The sequence below is a fragment of the Nocardia sp. 852002-20019_SCH5090214 genome (genome assembly GCF_001665865.1).
Classification (GTDB): Bacteria; Actinomycetota; Actinomycetes; order Mycobacteriales; family Mycobacteriaceae; genus Nocardia; species Nocardia nova.
The window spans coordinates 1-22,125 of record NZ_LZMK01000022.1 but is presented as its reverse complement, the minus strand read 5'-3'; the positions used below and the strand labels follow the sequence as shown (position 1 = coordinate 22,125).

At 67.4% G+C, this 22,125-nt stretch carries 18 protein-coding genes; 11 read left to right on the top strand and 7 right to left on the bottom strand.

Annotated features, from left to right (window positions below; genetic code table 11):
* Positions 1-7: 7 nt before the first annotated feature.
* Positions 8-1,387: a salicylate synthase gene (locus tag A5780_RS02995; protein WP_064907643.1), complete on the bottom strand. Its 1,380-nt coding sequence runs from the start codon at positions 1,385-1,387 to the stop codon at positions 8-10.
* A 177-nt stretch (positions 1,388-1,564) separates the two neighbouring features.
* Between A5780_RS02995 and A5780_RS02990 the strand changes: the two genes are divergently transcribed.
* The gene (locus A5780_RS02990; protein WP_082976249.1) at positions 1,565-3,943 is read left to right on the top strand and encodes a glycerol-3-phosphate 1-O-acyltransferase; all 2,379 of its coding nucleotides are present in this window, start codon (positions 1,565-1,567) and stop codon (positions 3,941-3,943) included.
* Complete coding sequence (locus A5780_RS02985; RefSeq protein ID WP_064907642.1) at positions 3,940-5,388, top strand: HAD-IB family hydrolase; 1,449 nt, start codon at positions 3,940-3,942, stop codon at positions 5,386-5,388. Before A5780_RS02990 ends, A5780_RS02985 begins: the two co-directional genes overlap by 4 nt.
* A gap of 36 nt (positions 5,389-5,424) precedes the next feature.
* Here the strand turns inward: A5780_RS02985 and A5780_RS02980 are convergent, their stop codons facing one another.
* Both A5780_RS02980 and A5780_RS02975 read right to left on the bottom strand, forming a co-directional pair.
* Complete coding sequence (locus A5780_RS02980; RefSeq protein WP_036525684.1) at positions 5,425-6,126, bottom strand: polyprenol monophosphomannose synthase; 702 nt, start codon at positions 6,124-6,126, stop codon at positions 5,425-5,427.
* A 120-nt stretch (positions 6,127-6,246) separates the two neighbouring features.
* Positions 6,247-6,426 carry a hypothetical protein gene (locus A5780_RS02975; RefSeq protein ID WP_030517474.1) on the bottom strand — a complete coding sequence of 60 codons (180 nt, stop codon included), beginning with the start codon at positions 6,424-6,426 and terminating at the stop codon, positions 6,247-6,249.
* Positions 6,427-6,624: 198 nt separating this feature from the next.
* Between A5780_RS02975 and A5780_RS02970 the strand changes: the two genes are divergently transcribed.
* The 9 genes from A5780_RS02970 (at position 6,625) to A5780_RS02930 (ending at position 15,495) form a co-directional block, all read left to right on the top strand.
* Positions 6,625-7,437 (top strand): enoyl-CoA hydratase/isomerase family protein, encoded by an 813-nt coding sequence (locus tag A5780_RS02970; protein WP_063017050.1) that lies wholly within the window; start codon positions 6,625-6,627, stop codon positions 7,435-7,437.
* A gap of 13 nt (positions 7,438-7,450) precedes the next feature.
* Positions 7,451-8,185 (top strand): SDR family NAD(P)-dependent oxidoreductase, encoded by a 735-nt coding sequence (locus A5780_RS02965; protein ID WP_064904054.1) that lies wholly within the window; start codon positions 7,451-7,453, stop codon positions 8,183-8,185.
* 26 nt (positions 8,186-8,211) lie between these two features.
* Positions 8,212-9,855 carry a class I adenylate-forming enzyme family protein gene (locus A5780_RS02960; RefSeq protein ID WP_064907641.1) on the top strand — a complete coding sequence of 548 codons (1,644 nt, stop codon included), beginning with the start codon at positions 8,212-8,214 and terminating at the stop codon, positions 9,853-9,855.
* Positions 9,852-11,039 carry an acyl-CoA dehydrogenase gene (locus A5780_RS02955; protein WP_030517470.1) on the top strand — a complete coding sequence of 396 codons (1,188 nt, stop codon included), beginning with the start codon at positions 9,852-9,854 and terminating at the stop codon, positions 11,037-11,039. Before A5780_RS02960 ends, A5780_RS02955 begins: the two co-directional genes overlap by 4 nt.
* Before the next feature lie 11 nt (positions 11,040-11,050).
* Positions 11,051-12,199: an acyl-CoA dehydrogenase family protein gene (locus A5780_RS02950; protein WP_063017045.1), complete on the top strand. Its 1,149-nt coding sequence runs from the start codon at positions 11,051-11,053 to the stop codon at positions 12,197-12,199.
* A gap of 73 nt (positions 12,200-12,272) precedes the next feature.
* Positions 12,273-12,935, top strand: a complete 663-nt coding sequence (locus A5780_RS02945; protein WP_064907640.1) for a TetR/AcrR family transcriptional regulator — start codon at positions 12,273-12,275, stop codon at positions 12,933-12,935.
* Between the two features lie 6 nt (positions 12,936-12,941).
* Complete coding sequence (locus tag A5780_RS02940) at positions 12,942-13,685, top strand: enoyl-CoA hydratase/isomerase family protein (RefSeq protein ID WP_064904058.1); 744 nt, start codon at positions 12,942-12,944, stop codon at positions 13,683-13,685.
* Between the two features lie 91 nt (positions 13,686-13,776).
* Positions 13,777-14,655, top strand: coding sequence for a DUF1295 domain-containing protein (locus A5780_RS02935; RefSeq protein WP_063017036.1), 879 nt, complete (start codon positions 13,777-13,779; stop codon positions 14,653-14,655).
* 153 nt (positions 14,656-14,808) lie between these two features.
* Positions 14,809-15,495 (top strand): DUF1345 domain-containing protein, encoded by a 687-nt coding sequence (locus A5780_RS02930; protein ID WP_030517465.1) that lies wholly within the window; start codon positions 14,809-14,811, stop codon positions 15,493-15,495.
* Positions 15,496-15,533: 38 nt separating this feature from the next.
* Here A5780_RS02930 and A5780_RS02925 read toward each other — a convergent pair whose 3' ends face one another.
* The 4 genes from A5780_RS02925 to A5780_RS02910 form a co-directional block, all read right to left on the bottom strand.
* Positions 15,534-16,952, bottom strand: coding sequence for an NAD(P)/FAD-dependent oxidoreductase (locus tag A5780_RS02925; RefSeq protein ID WP_064907639.1), 1,419 nt, complete (start codon positions 16,950-16,952; stop codon positions 15,534-15,536).
* Positions 16,949-18,745: a DUF3556 domain-containing protein gene (locus A5780_RS02920; protein ID WP_064907638.1), complete on the bottom strand. Its 1,797-nt coding sequence runs from the start codon at positions 18,743-18,745 to the stop codon at positions 16,949-16,951. The genes A5780_RS02925 and A5780_RS02920 overlap by 4 nt, the downstream gene beginning before the upstream one ends.
* A gap of 28 nt (positions 18,746-18,773) precedes the next feature.
* A complete protein-coding gene (locus A5780_RS02915) occupies positions 18,774-20,219 on the bottom strand; it encodes a class I adenylate-forming enzyme family protein (RefSeq protein ID WP_063017030.1) in 1,446 nt (481 codons plus the stop codon).
* 152 nt (positions 20,220-20,371) lie between these two features.
* A complete protein-coding gene (locus A5780_RS02910) occupies positions 20,372-21,643 on the bottom strand; it encodes a CdaR family transcriptional regulator (protein WP_063017029.1) in 1,272 nt (423 codons plus the stop codon).
* Between the last annotated feature and the right edge of the window lie 482 nt (positions 21,644-22,125).

Below are 22,125 nucleotides of genomic sequence, written 5' to 3'. Positions count from 1 at the left end.
GCTCGTTCTATCGGGCTTCGACGACGTAAGGCGCTACGCTGCCCAGCTTTTCGCAGGTCTCGGTGAATTCGCGCTCCGGGCGCGACTGGGAGACGATGCCGGCTCCGGCGCGCAGCCAAGCGCCCTCCGCGGTCTGGTAGATCGCCCGCAGCACCAGCGTGGCCTCCAGCGCGCCGCCCGGCGAAACGGTCACCACCGCACCGGAATACAGGCCGCGGGCGTCGTGGTCGAGACGGAACACCGCGTCCACGCCGGTGCGCTTGGGGATACCGGAGGCGGTCACCGAAGGGAACAGCATTTCCAGCGCATCCCAGGCGCTCTTGCCCTCGGCGAGGGTGCCTCGCACGGTGGAGGCCAGATGTTGCACACTCCCGCGTTCGCGCACCGCCATGAAATCGGAGACGGCGGTGCTGCCCGGCTCGGCCACCGCGGCGATCTCGCCGAACGAGGTCTGCACCGAAATGGCGTGCTCGACAATTTCTTTCGGATCACCCACCAGCTCTTCGCGCGCGGCGGCATCGGCCGTCTCGCCGCGACCGAAGGCGCGGGTGCCGGCCAGCGGCTCGGTGGTCACGACCCGGTGGCGGTCGACCGAGGCCACCAGCTCGGGACTGAATCCGGCCGCCTCCAGGCCGCCCAGTCGCAACAGGAACGAGCGCGCGGGCGTGTTGTTGGCGCGCCCGAGCCGATAGGTCTGCGGAACGTCCACGGGGAAGGGCAGATCCACCTTTCGCGACAGGATCACCTTCTGATACCGCCCGTCCCGGATCTCGTCGACCGCCTCGGCGACCCGGCCGCGATAGTCGGTGGGATCGATGGTGACATCCACCGGCCGCGCCGACGCCGGAGGTGTCGCACTCGCCTGCGCGATCAGTTCGTGGATCTCCGCGGTCTCGCGGGGCGTCGCACCGGACACCCGCACGCCGGAGGCGTCGATGCGCACCTCGATGCGCGGAATCATCAGCTGCGCGAGGGTGGTTCGGGCCGGAACGTGCGCATCGGCGCCCAGCGCCCAGGCGCAGAATTCGAATCCGATCCAGCCGTAGGCGTTGCGACCCCGCAGCGGCAGCGTGGCCAGCGCCGCGTCGATCACCGCGGCCGGGCGGCCCTGCCACGGTTCGACGGTGGACCGGCCCTCCCATTCGACACGCAGTTCGCCGGAGTCCAATTCGATGCTGCCGATCGGATCGGCGGCGAACACCCAGCCGTCGGGCCCCTCGTAACCGACGTACTCGCCGAATCGGTCGGCCGCGGCGAGCGCCGCCATGGCGTCGGCGGGTGCGATCGCCGACGCCGTGCCCGTCACCTCCGTCCCCGTTGCCAGCTGCCCCGTCGCCCCCGGATCGTCCCCGTAACCGTTTCGCACCCGCTCGTCCGTGGTCGACACCGTTCCTCCAAGGTTATGCTTACCTAACTACAAGAGGTGAGGTTAGCATTACCTGTCCTTTTCGGTATTGTGCCGGAGCACACATCGGAATCGCTTTGCGAGCGTCATGGTCAACTTCCTGCGCGAATATGCTTCCGCGAGCTTGAATGGTGGAGCGCCGTCGAGGAGGGGCCCGCCATGATCGATCACGCTGCCGGCAATCCGGCTCCGAGTACCGCGAAGGATCTGCCGCGCTCGGCCGTCGCCCTGGTCGACGCGGTGTCGCCGGTGGAACGCGAATTGATCGGCGGCTGGCTCGCCGAGGGCGGGATCGCCGCCGAACTCGGAATCGACGCTCCCGTCACGCAGATCGACCTGGACGCCGCCGCTATCGCCGCCCGGCTCGTCGGCCGCCGCGACGACCCGCTGGTGATCCCGATCCGGGTGCTGTGGCTGCCGCCCGAACGAGACGGCGTGCGGCGCACCACCTTCGCCGATCTGGCGCTGCTGAGCAATCCGCGCCGGCCCCACCGGCTGCTGCAGCGCCGGCTGGTGGACAAGGCGCCCGACCGGCATCTCATTCTCACCGGACAGCCCGCACGGCTCAGCGATCTGCGTACGAACAACCCCGGGGCCGCCGAAAGTTCGGAACCGTTCGCGCGGGCGATCGTCCGTGCGGGCACGGTGGCGCTGGAACGCGCCGAACGATCGGTGATCGGCGACCGGTACAAGGTTCCCCGGATGGTGGTCGAGGAGATTCTCGACTCCCCAGACTTCCTGCGCCGCCTCGACACGATCGCCACCGAAACCGGAACCGAACCGCGCGAGGTGTACCGCCGGGCCGAGAAGGCGCTGCGCGAACTCGTGGCCGCGCAGAGCCGGCTGATCTCGGATCTGTTCACCCAGGCGATGCGGCCGGTGCACGCCTCGGCCTGGAGGATCGACTGCGACCGGTCCGGGCTCGCGGCACTGCGGCGCCTCAATCGAAACTACCCGCTGGTGTTCCTGCCCTCGCATCGTTCCTATGTGGATGCCTTCGTCCTCGGTGACGCGCTGGCGCGCAACGACTTTCCTCCCAACCACGTGATCGGCGGCGCCAATCTCGGTTTCTGGCCGATGGGGCCGATCGCGCGTCGCACCGGCACCGTCTTCATTCGCCGCAGCTTCGGCGACGACGAGATCTACAAGGCCGTGGTCGAGGAGTACTTCGCCTATCTGCTCGCCAAACGCTTCAATCTGGAGTGGTACTTCGAGGGTGGGCGCACCCGTACCGGGAAGTTGCGCCCGCCCCGGTTCGGACTGCTGAACTACCTGGCCTCGGCCATCCGTTCGCTGCGCATCGACGATGTGATGCTGGTGCCGGTGTCGATCACCTACGAACGGCTCAACGAGTTGGGATCCATTGCGACCGAACAGGTCGGCGGCGCCAAGAAGCCCGAGGGGCTGACCTGGCTGGCCCGCTACATCCGCAGCCAGCAACATTCCGCCGGGCGCGTCTACGTCCGTTTCGGCGCGCCGCTCTCGGCGCGCGACCGGCTGGCCGCCCACGGCGATCCGATGCAGCCGATCGCGGAATCGCTCGCTCCGGATCCGGAAGAAGTGTCGGACCGGCAGCGCAAAGCCGTGCAGCGCTTGGCTTTCGAGGTGGCGGTCGGCATCAACGCGGTCACTCCGGTCACGGTCAACGCGCTGGTGACGCTGGCCCTGCTCGGTGTGCACGAGCGCGCACTCACCCTCGGCGAGGTGCGCCAGACGCTGGAGCCGGTCCGTGGTTACATCTCACGCCGCGCGCTGCCGACCGGCGAGTTGGATACGCTGCGCGACGATCAGGGTCTGGCGGTGGTTCTGGAACAGCTGTCGCTGGCCAGGGTGGTGACGGTGTACCGGGGCGGGCTGGAACCGGTGTATTCGATCGAGGCCGGCGCCCATCTGGAAGCCGCGTTCTATCGCAACAGTGCCGTGCACTGGTTCGTGAACCGGGCGATTCTGGAATTGGCGATTCTGGAGGTGGCCGACCAGCAGGCCGGCGCCGCACCCGGTATCGAGGCCATCTGGGATGCCGCCTACCGGCTGCGCGATCTGCTCAAATTCGAGTTCTTCTTCCCCGACCGGATCGAATTCGCGGCCGAGATGAGCGCGGAGATGCTCCTGGTGGACCGCGATTGGGAGCAGCGCGGCAGTGCCGCGGAACTGGTCTGCGCGCTGGCCGATTCGGGATTCATCATGGCGCACCGCGTGGTGCGCTCGTTCTTCGATGCCCAGCTCGTGGTGGCCGAGCGCCTGGCCGCCGCCGATCCGGCCGCACCGCTGGACCGCAAACAGTTCATCGACGAATGCCTGGCCGTCGGACGCCAGATGCTGCTGCAGCAGCGGCTGCACAGCACCGAATCGGTATCGTCCGAATTGTTCTCCAGTGCGGTGAAACTCGCCGAGAACTACGGTCTGCTCGATCCGGGCACACCGGATCTCGCGCGGCGTCGCCGCGAGCTGGCCGACGAACTGCGCACCATCGGCGCTCGCATCTCCCGTGCGGCCGCTCTCGATCCGTCCAGCCGCGCACCGCAGGGGACAGTGTGAACCTTTCCGAAGCGATTTCCGCCATCCGGACCGGGCCGCAGGGCCCGCGAGTGGCGGCCGTATTCGACTTCGGCGGAACGGTCGTCGCGGGCTTCGCTCCCGCCGCCGCACCGCTGCGCCTGCTGCGCGGACGCGACTCGCGCCGGGCACTGACCGACACGCTGCTGTACAGCATTCGCGGTTCGCGGACCGAGGGTGAGTACGAGCGCTTCCTGCAGCGCCTCGCCCGAGTGTGGGCGGGCCGTACCGAGGAAGAGCTCACCGAACTCGGCGAACAACTGTTCCGCAGCACCGTCTACGGGCACGTGTATCCCGAAGCGTGGCAACTCGTCCGGGAGCACGAGGGGGCCGGGCACACGGTGGTGATGGTCACCAGCCTCACCCGTTTCCAGGTGCTACCGGTGGCCCGGGAACTCGGGGTGGACCACGTGCTCTACACCGCGATGGCCACCGCCGACGGCGTCCTCACCGGCTTCACCGAGGGAAAACCGCTGTGGCGCAACGAGAAGGCCGCGGCGGTGCGGCGCTTCGCCGCCGAACACGATATCGATCCCGCCGACAGCTACGCCTATGCCGACGCGGCCCCGGATATCCCACTGCTGGAATCCGTCGGCCATCCGGTCGCGGTCAATCCGGGACCGCGCATGTCCATGACCGCCGGTGAACGCGACTGGCCGACCCTCACCTTCAAGCCGCGGGAACCGGCCCGCGTCACCGACTTCGCCCGTACCGCGGTCGGTTTCACCGGGCTGCTCAGCGGCGCCGCCTTCGGGGTCGCCTCCCGCGCCGCCACCCGCCGCCACCGGGCGATGGCCGACGCCATGATCGCCACCGCCGCCGACGTCACCCTGCGCACCACGGGCGTGCGGGTGCGGGTGGTGGGCGCCGAGCACGCCCGGCAGCCGCGTCCGGCCGTCTTCCTGTTCAATCACCAGAGCCAGTTCGACATGGTGGTGCTGGCCGCGGTGCTGCGTTCGGGATTCACCGCGGTGGTGAAGAAGGAGGTCACCACCAACCCGGTCTTCGGCCCGCTGTTGCGATTCGCCGAGGCGACCTTCATCGATCGCTCCGACACCACGAGTGCGAAGGCGGCGCTGGAACCGGTCGTCGACACCCTGCGTGGCGGGCTCTCGCTCGTGGTGGCGCCGGAGGGCACACGCTCGATGACGCCGCGGATCGGCCCCTTCAAGAAGGGCGCCTTCCATATCGCGATCGAGGCCGGGGTGCCGATCATTCCGCTCGTCATCCGCAACTCCGGCGAAATCGCCTGGCGGAATTCGGCGATCGTGCGCAAGGGCACGGTGGATGTGGCGGTCCTGGCACCGATCGATGTGAGCGGCTGGGATCCGCAGCACATGGACGCCGACATCGCGCGCGTGCGGCAGCTGTTCATCGACACGCTGCTGGACTGGCCGGACGATGCGGCCGTGGAGGCAGTGCCCTAGGTCCCGGACGCCCCCAGCCCCCTAACGCCCCAGCCGCTAGACGCGACGGCCGAACAGCAGCTTCCACGGCATCAGCGCCGATTCCAGCTGCACCTTCAGGCTCATCTTCGACGCGCCCTTGGTGCGCTCCTCGAAGCGGATCGGCACCTCGGCGATCGAAATACCCTGCTTGATCGTGCGGTAGTTCATCTCGACCTGGAACGAATAACCGTTGCTGTGGATCGAGGCCACATCGATGGCCCGCAGCGTCTCCGCCTTCCACGCCTTGAATCCGGCGGTCGCGTCCTTGACGCCGAGCCGCAGGATCGCGTTGACGTAGAAGTTCGCCCAGGCCGACAGGGCCTTGCGATACCACTTCCACTCCGCCGCGGTCGAGCCGCCCTCGACGTAGCGCGATCCCAGGACCACACCGGCATCGGAGGTCTCGAGCTTCTCCAACATGGCCGGAATCACCTCGGCCGGGTGGGAGAGGTCGGCGTCCATCTGGATGACCACGTCGGCGCCCTGGTCGAGCGCCGCGGTGATGCCGGCGATGTAGGCACGGCCGAGGCCGTCCTTCTCGGTCCGGTGCAGCACACCCACCACGGACGGCAGCTCGGCGGCCAGTTTGTCCGCGACCTCACCGGTACCGTCCGGGGAGTTGTCGTCGACCACCAGAACGTGCAGATCGGCGACCGGTAGTGCGGTCAGCCGCTCCACCGCCACCGGCAGGTTCTCCCGCTCGTTGTAGGTCGGCACCACCACGGTCACCTTCACAAGTCGCCCTCCACTCGATTCGACCTGACTGCGCGCGCCCGGATCCGGGCACGACGTGCTCTGGAGAACCGTAGCCCACCCACCTGAGAGGGCACGAGCGGCTCAGTCTCTCCCGTCGCGGGCATCCTCGCGGGCATTGCGTTCGCGCACGATCTCGAGCGCCCGCTCGGCGGTGGCACGGTCCGGATACGGCCCCATCCGGTCGGCGAACCAGCACCGCTTGCTCTGTTCGGCGCGGTGATGCTTGAGGCAGTAGTACCACTGATCGTCGGAATCGCCCATGCCGATCATCGTCGCACCCGGCGCCCGCCCTGTCAGGCAACCGGTGAATCCGCACGTCGGGCCGCCCGGCGGGCATCCACCGCCGAGTGTGGCCCTTGACACACTCGCGTGGTGAATGTACGTTCATTCACAACAAATGCTAGTTCACTCATTCGGCGGTGGTCCGCTCGCCGACTCGTCGGAGCAGAAGGAAGCGCAATGGATTTCTCGACCTACTCCCAGCTCACGTTCAAACGCCTGGACGACGGCGTCCTGCTGATCACCATCGACCGGCCGGAGAAATACAACGCCGCCGACGAGCAGATGCACGCCGAGCTGGCCCGGGTCTGGACGGATGTCTCCGGCGATCCCGAAACCCGGGTCGCGGTCATCACCGGCGCCGGCAAAGCGTTCTCCGCGGGCGGTGACCTGGCGATGGTCGAGCGCATGGCCGGTAACCACGAGCGGGTGGCGAACATGCTGCAGGAGATGAGCGACCTGGTCTACAACATGATCAACTGCGAGAAGCCGGTCGTCGCCGCGATCAACGGCGTCGCGGTCGGCGCCGGGCTGGTGGTGGCGCTGCTCTCCGATATCTCGATCTGCGCCGAGGACGCCAAGCTGGGCGACGGGCACGTGAAGCTCGGCGTGGCCGCGGGCGATCACGCGGCGATCCTGTGGCCGCTGCTGTCCGGTATGGCCAAGGCCAAGTACTACCTGCTGACCGGCGAGATGGTCGTCGGCGCCGAGGCCGAGCGCATCGGCATGGTCACCAGCGCGGTGCCGCGCGAACAGGTGCTCGACGACGCGCTCGCGGTCGCGGGCAAGCTCGCCGGCGGTTCCCAGCTGGCCATCCGGTGGACGAAGAAGGCGCTCAACAACTGGCTCAAGCAGGCCGGTCCCATCTTCGACCAGTCCGCCGCCTACGAAATGCTCTGCTTCATGGGCCCGGATGTCACCGAGGGCTATACCGCCCTGCGCGAGAAGCGCGCCCCCAACTTCCCCTCCGCCCGCGCGGTCACCGGTAACTGAGGAGCCGAACACGATGAGCGACAACACCATTGCGGTAGTCACCGGAGCCGGTTCGGGTATCGGCCGGGCGATCACCCTGGCCCTGGCCGCCCGCGGCGACCGGGTCGTGGCCGCCGATCTGGATCTCGACGCCGCCAAGCGCACCGCCGAACAGCAGTCCGACCACATCTTCGCCATGCAGGTCGACATCGCCGACGCCGAGCAGGTGCAGGCCCTGCGCGATCGGGTGCACGCCGAGGTCGGGGTGCCGAACATCCTGGTCAATGCCGCCGGCTGGGACCGCACCGACAAATTCCTCAACGCCACACCGGAATTCGCGCAGAAGGTGGTCGCGATCAACTACCTGGGGCCGGTGCACATGTGCAGCGCGTTCCTGCCGGGCATGGTGGAGGCCGGCGGCGGTCGGGTGGTCAACCTGGCCAGCGACGCCGGGCGCGTCGGCAGCTCCGGGGAAACCATCTACGCCGGCGCCAAGGGCGGAGTGATCGCCCTGACCAAATCGCTGGCGCGCGAGATGGCCCGCTACTCGATCACCGTCAACTGCGTCTGCCCCGGGCCGACCGACACCCCGCTGTTCCAGGCCCAGGACGAGAAGCTGAAAGAGGCGCTGATCAAGGCGATTCCGTTCCGCCGCCTCGCCCGGCCGGAGGAGGTCGCCGCCCCGGCTCTGTTCTTCGCCTCCCCCGACGCGTCGTTCATCACCGGTCAGGTGCTCAGCGTCAGCGGCGGACTCACCATGGCCGGCTGAGCGCCGCGCCGACTTCGGAGGACCAGATGTACGACGCCCATGCCTACCGGCAGTACTTCGAACACGATTTCACCTACCTCAACGGTTTCCGGCGCAACGTCCACCGCTACGCCCAGCACCCGGCGATCGAGGATCCGGCGACCGGGACGACCGTCACCTACGCCGAACTGGGCGACCGCGTCGACCGGCTGGCCACCGGCCTCGCCGACGCCGGTGTCGAGACGGGTGACGTCGTGGCATATCAGCTGTTCAACGGGGTCGAGTTCGCCGAGCTCTATCTGGCGACGCAGGCCGCCGGAGCAGTCGGCTCGCCGATGAACTTCCGGCTCGCCGCCGGTGAGACGTCCTACATCCTCGCTTCGAACCGTCCGCGGGTCTTCGTCTACGACACCGACCTCACGCCGATGGTGCGAGAGGCGTTGGAGCGCAGCGAGTTCCGGCCCGGTCTGCTGGTGGCGGTGGGACCGGGTGAGCCACTACCGGGCGCGGTCCGCTTCGACGACCTGGTCGCGGCGACGGCGCGGGCGCTCCAGCCGGATCGCACGGTGTGGGACGAGACCACCCGCCTGTACACCTCCGGCACCACCGGGATGCCGAAGGGCGTGCCGCTCAACAGCCTGGTGGAGATCTTCAGCGCACACGACGTCATCATGCATTTCCCGATGTCGCCCGAGGACAAGACGCTGAACATGACCCCGTGGTTCCATCGCGGCGGATTGTATTGCGCCGGACCGAATCCCACGTTCTACTTGGGCTCCTCCCTGGTACCGATGCGCGCCTTCGACGCCGACACCACCCTGGATCATGTGCAGCGCTACGGCCTGACCTTCCTCATCGGCGCGCCGACCAATCTGGCCATGCTCGCCCACGCACAGGAGGCCCGGCGCCGCGACCTGTCGAGCCTGCGCGGCATCGTGACGATGGGCGCTCCGCTGGAACGCGAGGCGGCGCTGCGCTATCAGAAGGTGTTGAATCCCAACATCTTCAACGGATACGGCAGTACCGAGGGATTCTGGAACACCTTCCTGCGCCCGTCCGATCTGCCGGCCATGGCCGGAACCGCCGGGCGCGCGTGCATCGACGACGACGTGGCGGTGGTCCGGGTACTCGACGACCGGCTGGCCGAGCCGGAGGAGACCGTCGCCAAGGACGGCACGGAAGTGGGCGAGGTCATCGTCCGCTCACCGAAGGGCGCCAATGCCTACGTCGACTCGCCCGATCAGGAGGCCCGCAAGTTCCATCGCGGCTGGTTGTATATCGGTGACCTCGCCACCTGGGACGAGCAGGAATTCGTCACCATCGTCGGACGCAAGGACGACATGCTGCTGTCCGGCGGCGAGAACGTCCACCCCGTCCAGGTCGAGGAGGCGCTCAACGAACATCCCGGCGTAGACGATTGCCTGGTGGTGGGCATACCCGACGAGCGCTGGGGGCAGGTGGTGGTGGCCTATGTGGTCGCCGCCGAGCCCGGAGTGGGCGTGGCGGAGCTGGACCGGCACTGCCGCACCCATCCCATGCTCTCGGCGTTCAAACGCCCGCGCGCCTACCGCTTCGTGGATTCGCTGCCGGTGTCGGCCACCGGCAAGAAATTGCATTACAAACTCACCGAACAGGCCCGCGACGATGCCGCGGCCGGCCTGTTCACCTATCCGGACAAGGAAAACGCATGAGCGCGAAACGTCCCCCCGCCTTCGACGCACTCGACCCGCTGGCCATCGATTCGCTGCTGTCCGAGGACGAACGGGCCGTGCGCGACAGTGTGCGGGGCTTCTGCGCCGAGCACATCACCCCGCATATCGCCGACTGGTTCGAAGCCGGCGATCTGCCCGGCGCGCGCGATCTGGCCCGCGAATTCGGCAGGCTCGGTGTACTCGGCATGCATCTCGAGGGTTACGGATGCAGCGGCGCCTCGGCCGTGCACTACGGTCTGGCCTGCCTGGAACTCGAGGCCTGCGATTCCGGTATCCGCTCGCTGGTCTCGGTGCAGGGCTCGCTGGCCATGTTCTCCATCTGGAACAACGGTTCGGAGGAACAGAAGCAGCGGTGGCTGCCGGGTATGGCCACGGGCGAGATCATCGGCTGCTTCGGCCTCACCGAACCGGATGTGGGCAGCGATCCGGCGGCCATGCAGACCCGCGCCAAGCGCGACGGTGACGACTGGATCCTCAACGGGCGCAAGATGTGGATCACCAACGGCTCGATCGCCGATGTCGCGGTGGTGTGGGCCAACACCGACGAGGGCATCCGCGGTTTCATCGTCCCCACCGACACCCAGGGTTTCAGCGCACACACCATCAAACACAAACTGTCGCTGCGCGCCTCGATCACCAGCGAACTGGTCCTCGACGACGTGCGCCTGCCCGCCGAGGCGATGATGCCCGAGGGCCGCGGCGTCAAGGCGCCGCTGTCGAGTCTGTCCGAGGCGCGCTACGGCATCATCTGGGGTTCGATGGGCGCGGCGCGCTCGGCCTGGCAAGCGGCTCGCGATTATTCGATGCAGCGCAATCAGTTCGGACGTCCGATCGCCGGATTTCAGCTGACCCAGGCCAAACTCACCGATATGGCCGTCGAACTGCACAAGGGCCAACTGCTTTCGCTGCATCTGGGCCGGCTCAAGGATTCGGTGGGACTGCGGCCCGAACAGGTGAGCTTCGGCAAACTCAACAACACCCGCGAGGCGATCGAGATCTGCCGCACCGCGCGAACCATTTTGGGCGGCAACGGTATTTCGCTCGAATATCCGATCATCCGGCACATGGTGAATCTCGAATCCGTCCTCACCTACGAGGGGACGCCGGAGATGCATCAACTCGTGCTCGGCCAGGCCTTCACCGGCCAGAACGCCTTCCGCTGACAAGAGGTCCCATGAACGCACGACTGGAGTACGACTCCGAACACCGCCAATTCCGTTCCGTGGTCCGCGATTTCGTCCGGCAGACGGTCGCGCCCGCCCACGAGGACTGGGAACACGCCGGCCGGCTGGACCGATCGCTGTTCACCGAGGCGGGCAAGCTGGGACTGCTCGGCTTCCCGGTCCCGGAGCGTTTCGGTGGGCCGGGAGTCGAGGATTTCCGCTACCACGCCATCGTGATCGAGGAGATCACGCGGGCGGGTGCGGCCGCGGCGGGTATCGCGTTCTCCCTGCAGAACGATGTGGTGCTGCCCTATCTGACCGATCTCACCGACGAGGAGCAGAAGGCCCGCTGGCTGCCCGGCGTCGTCACCGGTGAGACCGTCCTGGGGATCGCCATGACCGAACCGGGTACGGGCAGCGATCTCACCGGCATTCGCACCACCGCCGTACGCGACGGCGAGTATTACGTGGTCGACGGCAGCAAGACCTTCATCTCGAACGGGCAGAACGGTGACCTGTTCGTGGTCGCGGTCCGCACCGGCGAGGACAAGCACAAGGGGCTGACGCTGCTGGTCGTCGAGGCCGACACACCGGGATTCGGCCGCGGCCGCAACCTGGAGAAGATCGGCCTGCACGCCCAGGACACCAGCGAACTCACCTTCACCGAGATGCGGGTGCCGGTGGCGAACCGGCTCGGCGCCGACGGCGAGGGCTTCTATCAGCTGGTGCGGAATCTGCCGCAGGAGCGGTTGTCGCTCTCGGTCGGCGCGGTCGCGGCGGCCGAGGGAGTGCTCGCGCACACCCTGGACTACGTGCGCGAACGCAAGGCCTTCGGCGCCTCGATCGCGAGCTTCCAGAACACGCAATTCGTGCTGGCGGAATTGGCGACCGAACTCGATATCGCGCGGACCTTCCTCGACGACTGCCTTGCCGAACACATTTCCGGCGGCCTCACCGCGGCCCGCGCCGCCCGGCTGAAATGGTGGACCACCGAATTACAGATGCGAGTGGCCGACCGCTGCCTGCAGTTGCACGGCGGCTACGGGTATATGCGCGAATACGCGGTCTCGCGGGCCTTCGTCGACGCGCGTATTCAGAGCATCTACGGCGGCACCACCGAGATCATGAAGACGATCATCGCGAAGGAGCTGGGCATCTGATTTTCGGTGGACCACTCTAGAGTTGAGTGAACCGTCGTTCATTCGACTGCGCAGATACGGAAGGGTATGCCCGATGGCGAAGCGATCCGCACCGATGGAACTCGAGGAGGCGGTGCGCGCGGTGCGAACCAGCTCGCGCCGGCGCCAACTCCTCAACGCGGCCGTCGCCGTCATGCAGACCACGGGCTTTCATCAGATGTCGATGCAGGCGCTCGCGGATCAGGCCGATGTGAGCGTCGGACTCATCTACAAGTATTTCGGCGGTAAGGAAGACCTGCTGCTCGCGGCGATCGTCGATATTCTCGACGCCTTCCGGAACGAATTGGCTCCGGCCATGGACGCGGTCGGCGACGATCCGGTGGAGCGGCTCGTCGCCGGTTTCCGGCACTACGTGGAAATCGTCGACGAGAATCTCGACGCCGTGGTCCTGACCTATCGGGAGAGCCGGACCCTCGATCCGGAGGGCCGCGAACGGATCAAGGAGCTCGAGGTCGAAACCTCCGCCCCGCTGCGGGCCGCCGTCGAGGCGGGTATCGCGGCGGGTCTGATGAACGACCTCGATCCGGATCTCGTCGTCTTCAACCTGATGATGCTCGCCCACGCCTGGGCCCTCAAACATTGGCATTTCGCGCCGCGCTACACCGTCGAGCAGTACATCCGGGCACAGGTACGTTTCGTGCTGCCCACCGTGCTCGCCCCCGGAGTCGCCGAGCGCTATCGACATCTCATGGAGTGAAATATCTTGTCGGTCACGCTGTCTCGTACCGGCGCCGTCGGCGTCCTCACCCTCGACCGCCCGCCGGTCAATGCCTTCGACGAGGAACAGGCCGGTGAATTCGCCACCGCGGTAGCCGAATTCGGCGCCGATCCGGCGGTGCGTGCGGTCGTGGTGCGCAGTGCGGCGAAGGTGTTCTGCGCGGGTGCCGATATCGCCATGATGGATTCGTGGCGGGAACTGCCCGACCGGGGTGTGCGGCTGGAGAAGTTCTGCCTGCTGCTGCAGGATGCGTTCGCGGCCCTGGCGGCACTGGAAAAACCCACGATCGCCGAGATCGGCGGTGCGGCCACCGGCGGCGGATTCGAACTCGCCCTCGCCTGCGATTTCCGGGTCGCGCGCGCTACCGCCAAGATCGGGTTGCCCGAGGTCGGAATCGGTTTGCTGCCGGGAGCCGGTGGCACTCAGCGGCTTACCCGCCTGGTCGGACCGGCCACCGCGTACCGGCTGATTCTCGGCGCGGAGCTGATCGACGCGACGACGGCCGAGCGGCTCGGCCTCGTGCACTGGGCCGTCGACGATGCGGCAGCCACGGCGATGACGCTCGCCGAACGCCTGGCCGATCTTCCCGCGGATGCCTACACCGCCGCCAAACGGTGTATCGACGCGGCGGGCACCGGAGACGGGTACGGCTTGGAGCGCACCGAAATCGGGGCACTCATCCACACCGAGGAAACCGGGCGCCGCTTGGATCGATTCGTTTCCCGCTAGGGCGAATTTCTCGTGCGGCGTCGATTCGGCGGAGCTGCGGCTGTTGTCCGAATCCGGCTCCGCTCGGCCGCGCAATGCCTAGAGTGCGCTCATGAGCAGAGTGGGCGCCCTGGTTCGAGTCGCGCTGGCCTATGTCGTAGCCGTCGTCGCGGGTCTCGCCTGGCTGCTGTGGGGGCCGGATACCGGACAGCTGTGGTTGAACGGCCTGATCGCCGACTTGATCGCCACGGTTGTGATCTTCGTATTCAGCCGGATCTACCGGAATTCCAGCTTCTACGACCCGTACTGGAGCGTGATCCCGCCCCTGCTGGCCTTCTACTGGTGGATTCGCAGCGACGAGCCGTCGAATACGACCCGCTGGTGGCTGATGATGGCCGTCATGCTGGTGTGGGCGGTGCGGCTCACCGCCAACTGGGTGACGACCTTTCCCGGTATGCACCATGAGGATTGGCGCTATCCGATGGTGCGCGAACGAGCGGGCAGGTTCGCCTTCGTCGCGGATCTGTTCGGAATCCACGTCTTTCCGACGCTGCAGGTGTTCGCCGGGCTGATTCCGGTGTACGTGGTGGCGACGCGCGCCGGCGAACCGTTCGGTGCGCTCGATATCGTCGCCGTCGTGATCGGTGCGGGTGCGGTTGCCTTGGAAACCGTCGCCGACCTGCAGATGCATCGCTTCGCCGCCACCACATCGCCCGGCCAGGTCATGGACCGCGGGGTGTGGGCGTGGTCGCGGCATCCGAACTATTTCGGCGAGTGCGGCGTCTGGCTCTCGTTCGGCCTGTTCGGGCTCGCGGCGGCCCCGGGCAGCTGGTGGGTTCTCGCGGGGGTGGTGACCATGGTGGCGATGTTCGTGGGCGTCAGCATTCCGATGATGGAACAGCGCAGCCTGCAGCGGCGGCCGGCGTATCGGGATGTGGTGCACAGGGTTTCGGTATTCGTTCCCCTGCCGCCGCGGAAACGAGCGGCATGACCGGACCTCGGGTCGTCATCGGGGGTGCTGCCGACCCTGCGCGTCGTGGGTTCGACGACGTCTTCGCGGTGGGCGACGTGGCGGCCACCGACCGGTAGCGACCCGAGCGCGTGCCATGCTGCCGACGGGCACGCAGCGGGCAATACTGCACGGGTGAGCGGTTCCGAGAACGACACCGACGACGTTCCGGCGTGGGCACGCCGCACGGCCGGCGAATCACGCTGGGCGGCGACGGCCGCGATGGTGGGCATCATCGTCCTGCAAGTGCTGCTACCCGATCACTTTCAGCTGCGCCCGGTCTGGCTGCTGCCGATGCTGGAAACGGTGCTGCTGATCGTGCTGGTGGCGAGTAGCCCGGTGCGCCTGGACCGTGAGGAGATCTGGCTGCGTTGGTGCAGCCTGGGGTTGTCGGCGCTGCTCGGCATCGCCACCGCCTGGTCGGTGTTCCGGCTGGTGGCCGGCCTGATCAACGGCACGCTCAGCAACGATCCGCCGGTCCTGCTCGGTTCCGGCGCGGCGATCTGGCTGACCAACGTCACCGTATTCGCGCTCTGGTTCTGGGAACTCGATCGCGGCGGCCCGGCCGCACGGGCGCACGCCCGCGAACAGCTACCCGATTTCCTGTTCGTCCAGATGCAGAATCCCGAGCTCTCCCCCGCCGACTGGGAGCCGGAATTCCTCGACTACCTCTACCTGTCGTTCACCAATGCCACCGCGTTCAGCCCCACCGATGTGATGCCGATGACGCGCTGGGCCAAGACGCTGATGATGGCCGAATCCGCGTTGTCGCTGATCACCGCGGCACTGGTCATCGCGCGGGCGGTCAACGTCTTGAAGTGAGGACGGCGCGGAGTTTCCGAGCCGCCGGAGCGGCTCGCCTACCGGTCCACCAGTTCGGCCACCGCGAGCCGGGCGGCATTGGCGCCGCACATGCCGTGGGCGCCCGGTCCGGGCGGGGTCGCTGCCGAGCAGATATACATGCCGCGAACGCCGAGGCTATAGGGGGACAACGTGGTTCGCGGTCCGAACATCAGCTGGCGAATGTCCTTGGCGCCGGTCATGATGTCGCCGCCGACATAGTTCGGGTTGTACACGGCCATCTCGGTGGTCGAGCGAACCGCCTGTCCCACAATGCGTTCCCGGAAGCCGGGGGCGAACCGCTCGATCTGCGCGATGATCGCCTCGGTCGCATCGCCCGAATAGCCGTTGGGCACATGAGCGTAACTCCACACCGGGTGAATGTCACCGGCCGAACGTTGTGGATCGGCCAGATACTGCTGCCCGACCAGTACGAAAGGACGCTCGGGCATCCGGCCCGCGTGGATCTCGCGTTCACCGGCGGCCACCTCCGCGTAGGTCCCGCCGAGGTGCACGGTCCCCGCCCGGTGCGCGTGCGGAGCGGTCCACGGCACCCCACCGGCGACCGCGAAGTCGACCTTGTAGGCCCCGGGCCCGCGCCGGAAACGGGCGAACGCGTGCCGAACTCGTCGCGGTAACCGATCGCCGAGAATACGAGCGACGGCATCGGGCGCCAGATCGAACATGGTGATGTCGGCCGGCGACAACTGTGCCGCCGACTCGACCCGCACCCCGGTCTCGATCTTTCCGCCCAGCTCCGCCAGCAGCGCCGCCAGCGCATCCGCAATCGCCTGTGATCCGCCTTCGGCCACCGCCCAGCCGTGCCGATGACCGGCGGTGAGGATGCCGAGGCCGACGGCCGATGTGAGCGGATGGTGCAGCGGCCGGAAGGCATGGACCGCAACGCCTCCGAACAGTGCCCGCGCCTGCTCGGTGCGGAACACCCGGGCGAAGGCCGAACCGGGCAGCAGCGTCGGTATCCCGAAGCGAGCCAACGTCAGCGGGTGATGCGGTACGCGCAGCAGCGGGCGCATGATGTCCTCGCTCAGCGCGTCGTAGCGGCGCACCGGGCGGTCGAATGCCAGTCGCCAGCGCGAGCCGTCGCGACCGAGCCCGGCCGCGGTCTGCTCGACCGAGCGGTACAGCACCCCGGCGCTGCCGTCGTCGAGCGGATGCACACAGTCGATCTCGGGCAACCGCCAGGTCAGTCCGTAGCGGTCGAGCCCCAGGCCGGCGAGGAACGGTGACCCGACGGCCATCGGGTGGATGGCCGAGCAGTGATCGTGCAGCAGACCAGGAACGATGGCCTCGCAGCTGCGCGTACCGCCGCCGATCTGCTCGGCAGCCTCGAGCACGGTGACCTCGACACCTTCGGAGGCGAGGGCGACGGCGGCGGCGAGCCCGTTGGGCCCGCCGCCGACCACCAGTGCGGTTGTCACGCCACCACTCCGAAATCGTCCTGGCTGGGCTCGGTCTGCACCGGGCGAACCCAGATGGGCCGCAACGGAATCGGACCGTTGGGCAGCCACGGCTGCTCGGCGACGGCATCGGCGACATTCCAGGTGCCGCGTTCGATCACGCCCAGCGCGGCGTCGATCAGCTTGTAGTGCTGCACGCCGCTGCCGAACGCCTCCGACTCCACCCAGGCGATCACACATTCGCCGGGTTCGAAGCGAGCCTCGTCCTGCACCGCGCGGATCATCTCCTCGTCGTGGAAGTGGCCGTCACCGAAATTGAACCCCACGATCGAGTTGCAGAGGAACTCCCCCTCCCGGACCGTGCGCGAATCGATATCGGGCAGCCGTGAGATCAGCAGCGAGAACAGGCCCCGCCCCTGGCTGTGCAGGGTGCGCCAGGCAATCGTCTTCTGCAAGGTGATCTCCGCCCACTGCGGTTCGTAACCGAATTCGATGAACTGATCGATCTGATTGCGGGCCGAGCGGGTCACCCGGTTCAACTTCTCCTCGGCGCCCGGGGTGAACGTCCACACCGCCGAGGCCCAGTTGCCCGCGTACTGCCGCATCGACGGCAGGAACGAGACCTTGTCGGGCCGCAGATTGCCGAGCACCGGGAAGAACAGCAGCGCGGCGACCACCGGAACGACCAGCCACACCGGCGACATGTCCCACACGGCGTATCCGTTCCAGGCGGGGAAGCCCAGGAACAGGAAGACGGTGGCGTAGGCGAACAGCACGTTCCATTCCAACGGCACCGCCAGCGGGAAGGTGGACACGATGAAGAGGTGGAAGATCACCATGATCAGCACCGCGACCAGGGTCACCCACTTGTTCGTGGAGAACAACAGCACCAGCGGAACCAGCATCTCCACGCAGGTGCCGTTGACGTGGGCCATGAAATGCGCGATGCCGGAGGGACGCATATCGCGCGGGAAATCCTTGTAGTGCGCGCGTTTCACCGATTTGAACGGCACCGACGGGCTGTTGGACACCATCGGCGGCACCACGTTGGAGAAATGCTTGCCGAGTTTGGAGAAGCCGGCGCACACCCAGACGACCACGATCAGCAGTTTCAACGCGACGATCATGTTCACGAACGGGAACACCGTGAACGCGATCAGCGCCGGCAGATATTGCTCGCCGCGGGCGCCGAGGAAGACGACCTTGTCGCGCAGGCCGTTGAGGATCAGCAGCACGATCGGCGCCGTCAGCGCGGCGGGCGCGATGAGCCCGGAGGTGTTGTCCGGAAGTACCGCCGCGAGCGAATCACTGTGCGCGCCGGGCAGAACCAGCGCGATCACCAAACTCGCGAGCAGGGCCAGATACAGGGTGACGTCGAACCAGGTGCGGCGATCACCGCCGGTGCCGGGCATCCACGCCCACGGGCGTTGCCGGATCGTGCCGGGCCGGGCCCAGAAGAGGATGCCGCCGGTCATCGGTTTGACCTTGCCGGCCAACGGGCCCCAGGAACCGGCGAGGCCGAGAACCTCCAGCAGCACCGTCCAGACGACGGCCTTCTGATAGACGATCGGCTGATTCCACCATTCGGCGACATGCCAGAACGCCGGCAGGCCGGAAGTCAGTGTGGCCACGGTGATTCCGCCGATCGCGTAGAGCACGATCAACTTGAGGATGTAGACGCAATGCACCATTTTCGGTGAGCCGAAGCCGTTCTCGGCCCAATCGGCGCCGAGGATGCGCATGCGCTCCATCAGCGGTTGCTGCAGGAATGTGTCCGGATCGACGGCCGGCAGATCCGGCTTGGTGAATCCCATCGGAATATCTCCTTCTCGTGGGGGCGGATCAGGCGGTCGGCACGCGGCGCAGCGACGGTTTGTCGAGTTTGCCGACGGCGTTCTTGGGCAGGTCGTCGAGGAAAGTGATCGCCACGGGCAGTTTGTATTTCGACAAATTGCGCCGGGTATGGGCGAGCACCTGTTCGGCGGTGAGAGTGGCGCCGGAATTCAGGGCGAGGAACAGCACCGGCTCCTCGCCGTAGAGCTCGCTGGCCCGGCCGACCACCGCGGCCTCGGCGACCTCGGGCAGCTGGTAGACGACGCTCTCGATCTCCTTGGGATAGATGTTCTCGCCGCCCCGGATGATCATGTCCTTGGCGCGGTCCACCAGGACGAGATAGCCGTCCTCGTCGATCCGGCCGATATCGCCGGTGCGCAGCCAGCCGTCGACAACTGTGCGAGCCGTGTCCTCCGGCCGATTCAGGTAGCCACGCATGACATTCGGGCCCTGGATCAGGACCTCGCCCGCGGCGCCGTCGGCGACCGGTGTGCCGTCCGGGTCGGCGATGCGGATGGACTGGCCGGGCAGCGGGAGACCGACCGTGCCCGGCTTGCGGCGGCCACGCAGCGGGTTGACCACGCTCGCACAGGTGCCCTCGGACAATCCGTAACCCTCGACGATCGATATGCCGTAACGGCTTTCGAACTTCCGCAGCAGTTCGGCACTGGCAGGCGCCGCGCCACACACCGCGAAACGCACCGCCGAGGTATCGGGGGTGACCTCCGGCGGCAGGTCGGCCAGCATCGTGTAGATGGTCGGCACCGCAGAGAAGTAGGTGGCGCCACTGCGTTCGAGCCGGGCGAAGAACGTGCCGGGGGCGAACCGGCCCGCGATCGTGGTGCGCCCACCGGCGAGCAGCGGGGCGAGGGTGCTCACCACGATCCCGTTGACGTGGAACAGCGGCAGGATCAGGAGGCTGTGGTCGGCGGCCGTGAGTTCGAAGGCGCCGATCACCATGGCGCACATGGCCTTCAGATTCGCGTGGTCGAGCATCACGCCCTTGGGCCGCCCGGTGGTCCCGCTGGTGTAGACCAGCAGGGCCAGCGCGTCGTCGCGGACTTCGGCGGTGGTATCGGCGGGCGGGGGCGCGGTGAGCTCGGCCGGGGTGAGCACGGTGATCCCGATATCCATCGGCCGATCGGTGACCAGGACCTTGGCGCCGGCGTCGGCGCCCTGAAAGCCGACCTCGGCCGGAACGAGCGACGGATTGATCGGCGTCACCGCGGCGCCCAGACGCCATGCGGCGAACAGGGATACCACCAGCGTCACGGTGTTCGGCAGCATCACCGCGACCACGTCACCGGGCGAAACTCCCTGTGCGGCAAACGCGGTGGCGGCCCGCCGCACCGCGTCGGCGAATTCGGCGTTGGTCAACTCGACCTGATCGTCGGCCACACAGGGTGCGCCGGGATCGTGGCGGCTTCGAAGGTCGGGCAACTCGGAAAGGTGCATGGACGGGTCCTGAATCCTCGGTGTCGAACGGATACGTCAACGCTAGGAATCAGTGAGCTGGACCACACCGTCGTCCGTGGACGAATTACTGCCGAAGTCTTGTCTCTGCGAGACAAAGATCACGCGCCGAGACCTCGGAGCGCGTTCGATGGTCAGCGAGTGAGGACCGTCTTGCCGTACCAGTGGCACACCAGCAGTGCGAGTTCCACGTCGAGCCGGGCGTCGGCGATGGGCCGGCCACGCCGCGACACGGCCCGGCCCACCCGGTATTTCACCGAGTTGTAGTGCAGATCCAGTTCCTGCGCGGCCGCCTTGTAACTGGACCCGGTCCGGAGAAATACCCGCAGGGTGTCGCGCAGCCGCGCATCGCTCGCGGTGTCGGTGGCCAGTGGACCGAGAACGTCGGCCACCCAGTCCCGGACCGCGGCCGGATTCCCGCCGAGTAAGGCGGCCGCCATCAATCCGGGATCGGTGGACGCCACGATCTTGTCCTCGGGCCCGCGCCGTGCCGCCACGGCGCGGGCCTGCTGGGCCTGGCGGTGGGACCGGCGGAACCCGTCGACTCCCACCCCCACCGCCCCGATCGCGATGTGCGGAGTATCGGGCCGGCCGAGGGCGAACCGGCGGATCTGCTCGGCCGGATCGCCGGGATCCGAGGTGAACGGCAACCAGACCCACCCGCTGGTGCGGTCGGCCGCGGCGAACAGCGGAGCGGCGGCGGCATCGACGGCACCGGCCAGTTCACGGACGAACCGCTGCAACCGGGCCAGGTCGTCGCTGTCGGAGTCGGCGTCCGGGTACCAGAGCACCATCGCCACGTGATGCCGGCGCAACGGATACCGGATCGCGGCGGTGGCGTCGTCCACGTCGACGGCCGTGTCCTGGGCCAGCATCTCGCGGACTCGCATGGCGCGCACGCTGTTCCGGTTCTCCAGCCACCGCTCGCGTTCCTCCTCGTAGACCGCGACGACCTGCTGTGAGATCCAGTCGATGTAGGCGAACAGCACGTCGGTGATCTCCTCGATCACCGCGATCCGGGTGGTCGGCTCCATATCTATGGCGTGTAACTCCGCGAAGACCAGCTCGGTCAACCGCCGCTGCCCCAGCCGATACGCCCGCACCAGCGCGTTCACCGGAACCCCGTGCTGCGCGAGCCGCCGGGCGTATTCCAGCGCGGCGGTCGGCGCGGTGATCCGCTCCACCGCGATGCCGTGCCGCAGCGCATGCAGAATCGTGTCGACATTCCCCTCGACACTCGCCCCCAGCAACTCCACCGTCCGCGCATCCCCCCGCAACTCCGGTATGAGCTGTTCGAGCGCATCCTTGATGAGCGAGCTGACCCCGGTCACCTGCTCGTTCATCCGCGCGGCGATCCGGGCCACATATTCTCCCGAACCGACCTCACCGTCGTGCGCCTTCGTCACACCACGGACGGTAGGCCCCGAACGCCCACCTCGACCGGCGTTCCGCCCGAAATTCGTCCTCCCGGAACAAAGGCGGATGTGGAATCTGTCTCGGCGCGATCAGCGACCGGTCCGAGACGAGAAGATCCGGTGCCCCGCCGGGCTGTCGCTACCGGATACGACGCGTACCCGGACGTATGCTGTGAACCCACGGTCGGTCACCCGCTGCGCTTCTGACCTGCCATTACAGGCTCACGGTCGGGTCGGGAGGGGTTTGCTACCGGCCGCGTATGCGTCGCTCCACACAACCTGGAGGAACATCGCATGAAGAAACTCGTATCGGAACGAGCTCCGTGGATGGCCCGCCGTACGACCCGCATCGGGTCGATCGCTGCCGCAGCGATCACGGCGTCCTTCGTCGCGCTGACACTCGCGTTCTCCGCATCCCCCGGCCAGCCGCAGACATCGGCTCCCTCCCCGACCTTTCCTCCTCCTCTCCCGAC

Coding starts and splice junctions, on each gene's coding strand:
- A5780_RS02935 (WP_063017036.1), top strand. CDS start 13,777: ATGAGCAGAGTGGGCGCCCTGGTTCGAGTCGCGCTGGCCTATGTCGTA.
- A5780_RS02960 (WP_064907641.1), top strand. CDS start 8,212: ATGTACGACGCCCATGCCTACCGGCAGTACTTCGAACACGATTTCACC.
- A5780_RS02965 (WP_064904054.1), top strand. CDS start 7,451: ATGAGCGACAACACCATTGCGGTAGTCACCGGAGCCGGTTCGGGTATC.
- A5780_RS02920 (WP_064907638.1), bottom strand. CDS start 18,745: ATGGGATTCACCAAGCCGGATCTGCCGGCCGTCGATCCGGACACATTC.
- A5780_RS02975 (WP_030517474.1), bottom strand. CDS start 6,426: ATGGGCGATTCCGACGATCAGTGGTACTACTGCCTCAAGCATCACCGC.
- A5780_RS02955 (WP_030517470.1), top strand. CDS start 9,852: ATGAGCGCGAAACGTCCCCCCGCCTTCGACGCACTCGACCCGCTGGCC.
- A5780_RS02915 (WP_063017030.1), bottom strand. CDS start 20,219: ATGCACCTTTCCGAGTTGCCCGACCTTCGAAGCCGCCACGATCCCGGC.
- A5780_RS02990 (WP_082976249.1), top strand. CDS start 1,565: ATGATCGATCACGCTGCCGGCAATCCGGCTCCGAGTACCGCGAAGGAT.
- A5780_RS02945 (WP_064907640.1), top strand. CDS start 12,273: ATGGCGAAGCGATCCGCACCGATGGAACTCGAGGAGGCGGTGCGCGCG.
- A5780_RS02950 (WP_063017045.1), top strand. CDS start 11,051: ATGAACGCACGACTGGAGTACGACTCCGAACACCGCCAATTCCGTTCC.
- A5780_RS02970 (WP_063017050.1), top strand. CDS start 6,625: ATGGATTTCTCGACCTACTCCCAGCTCACGTTCAAACGCCTGGACGAC.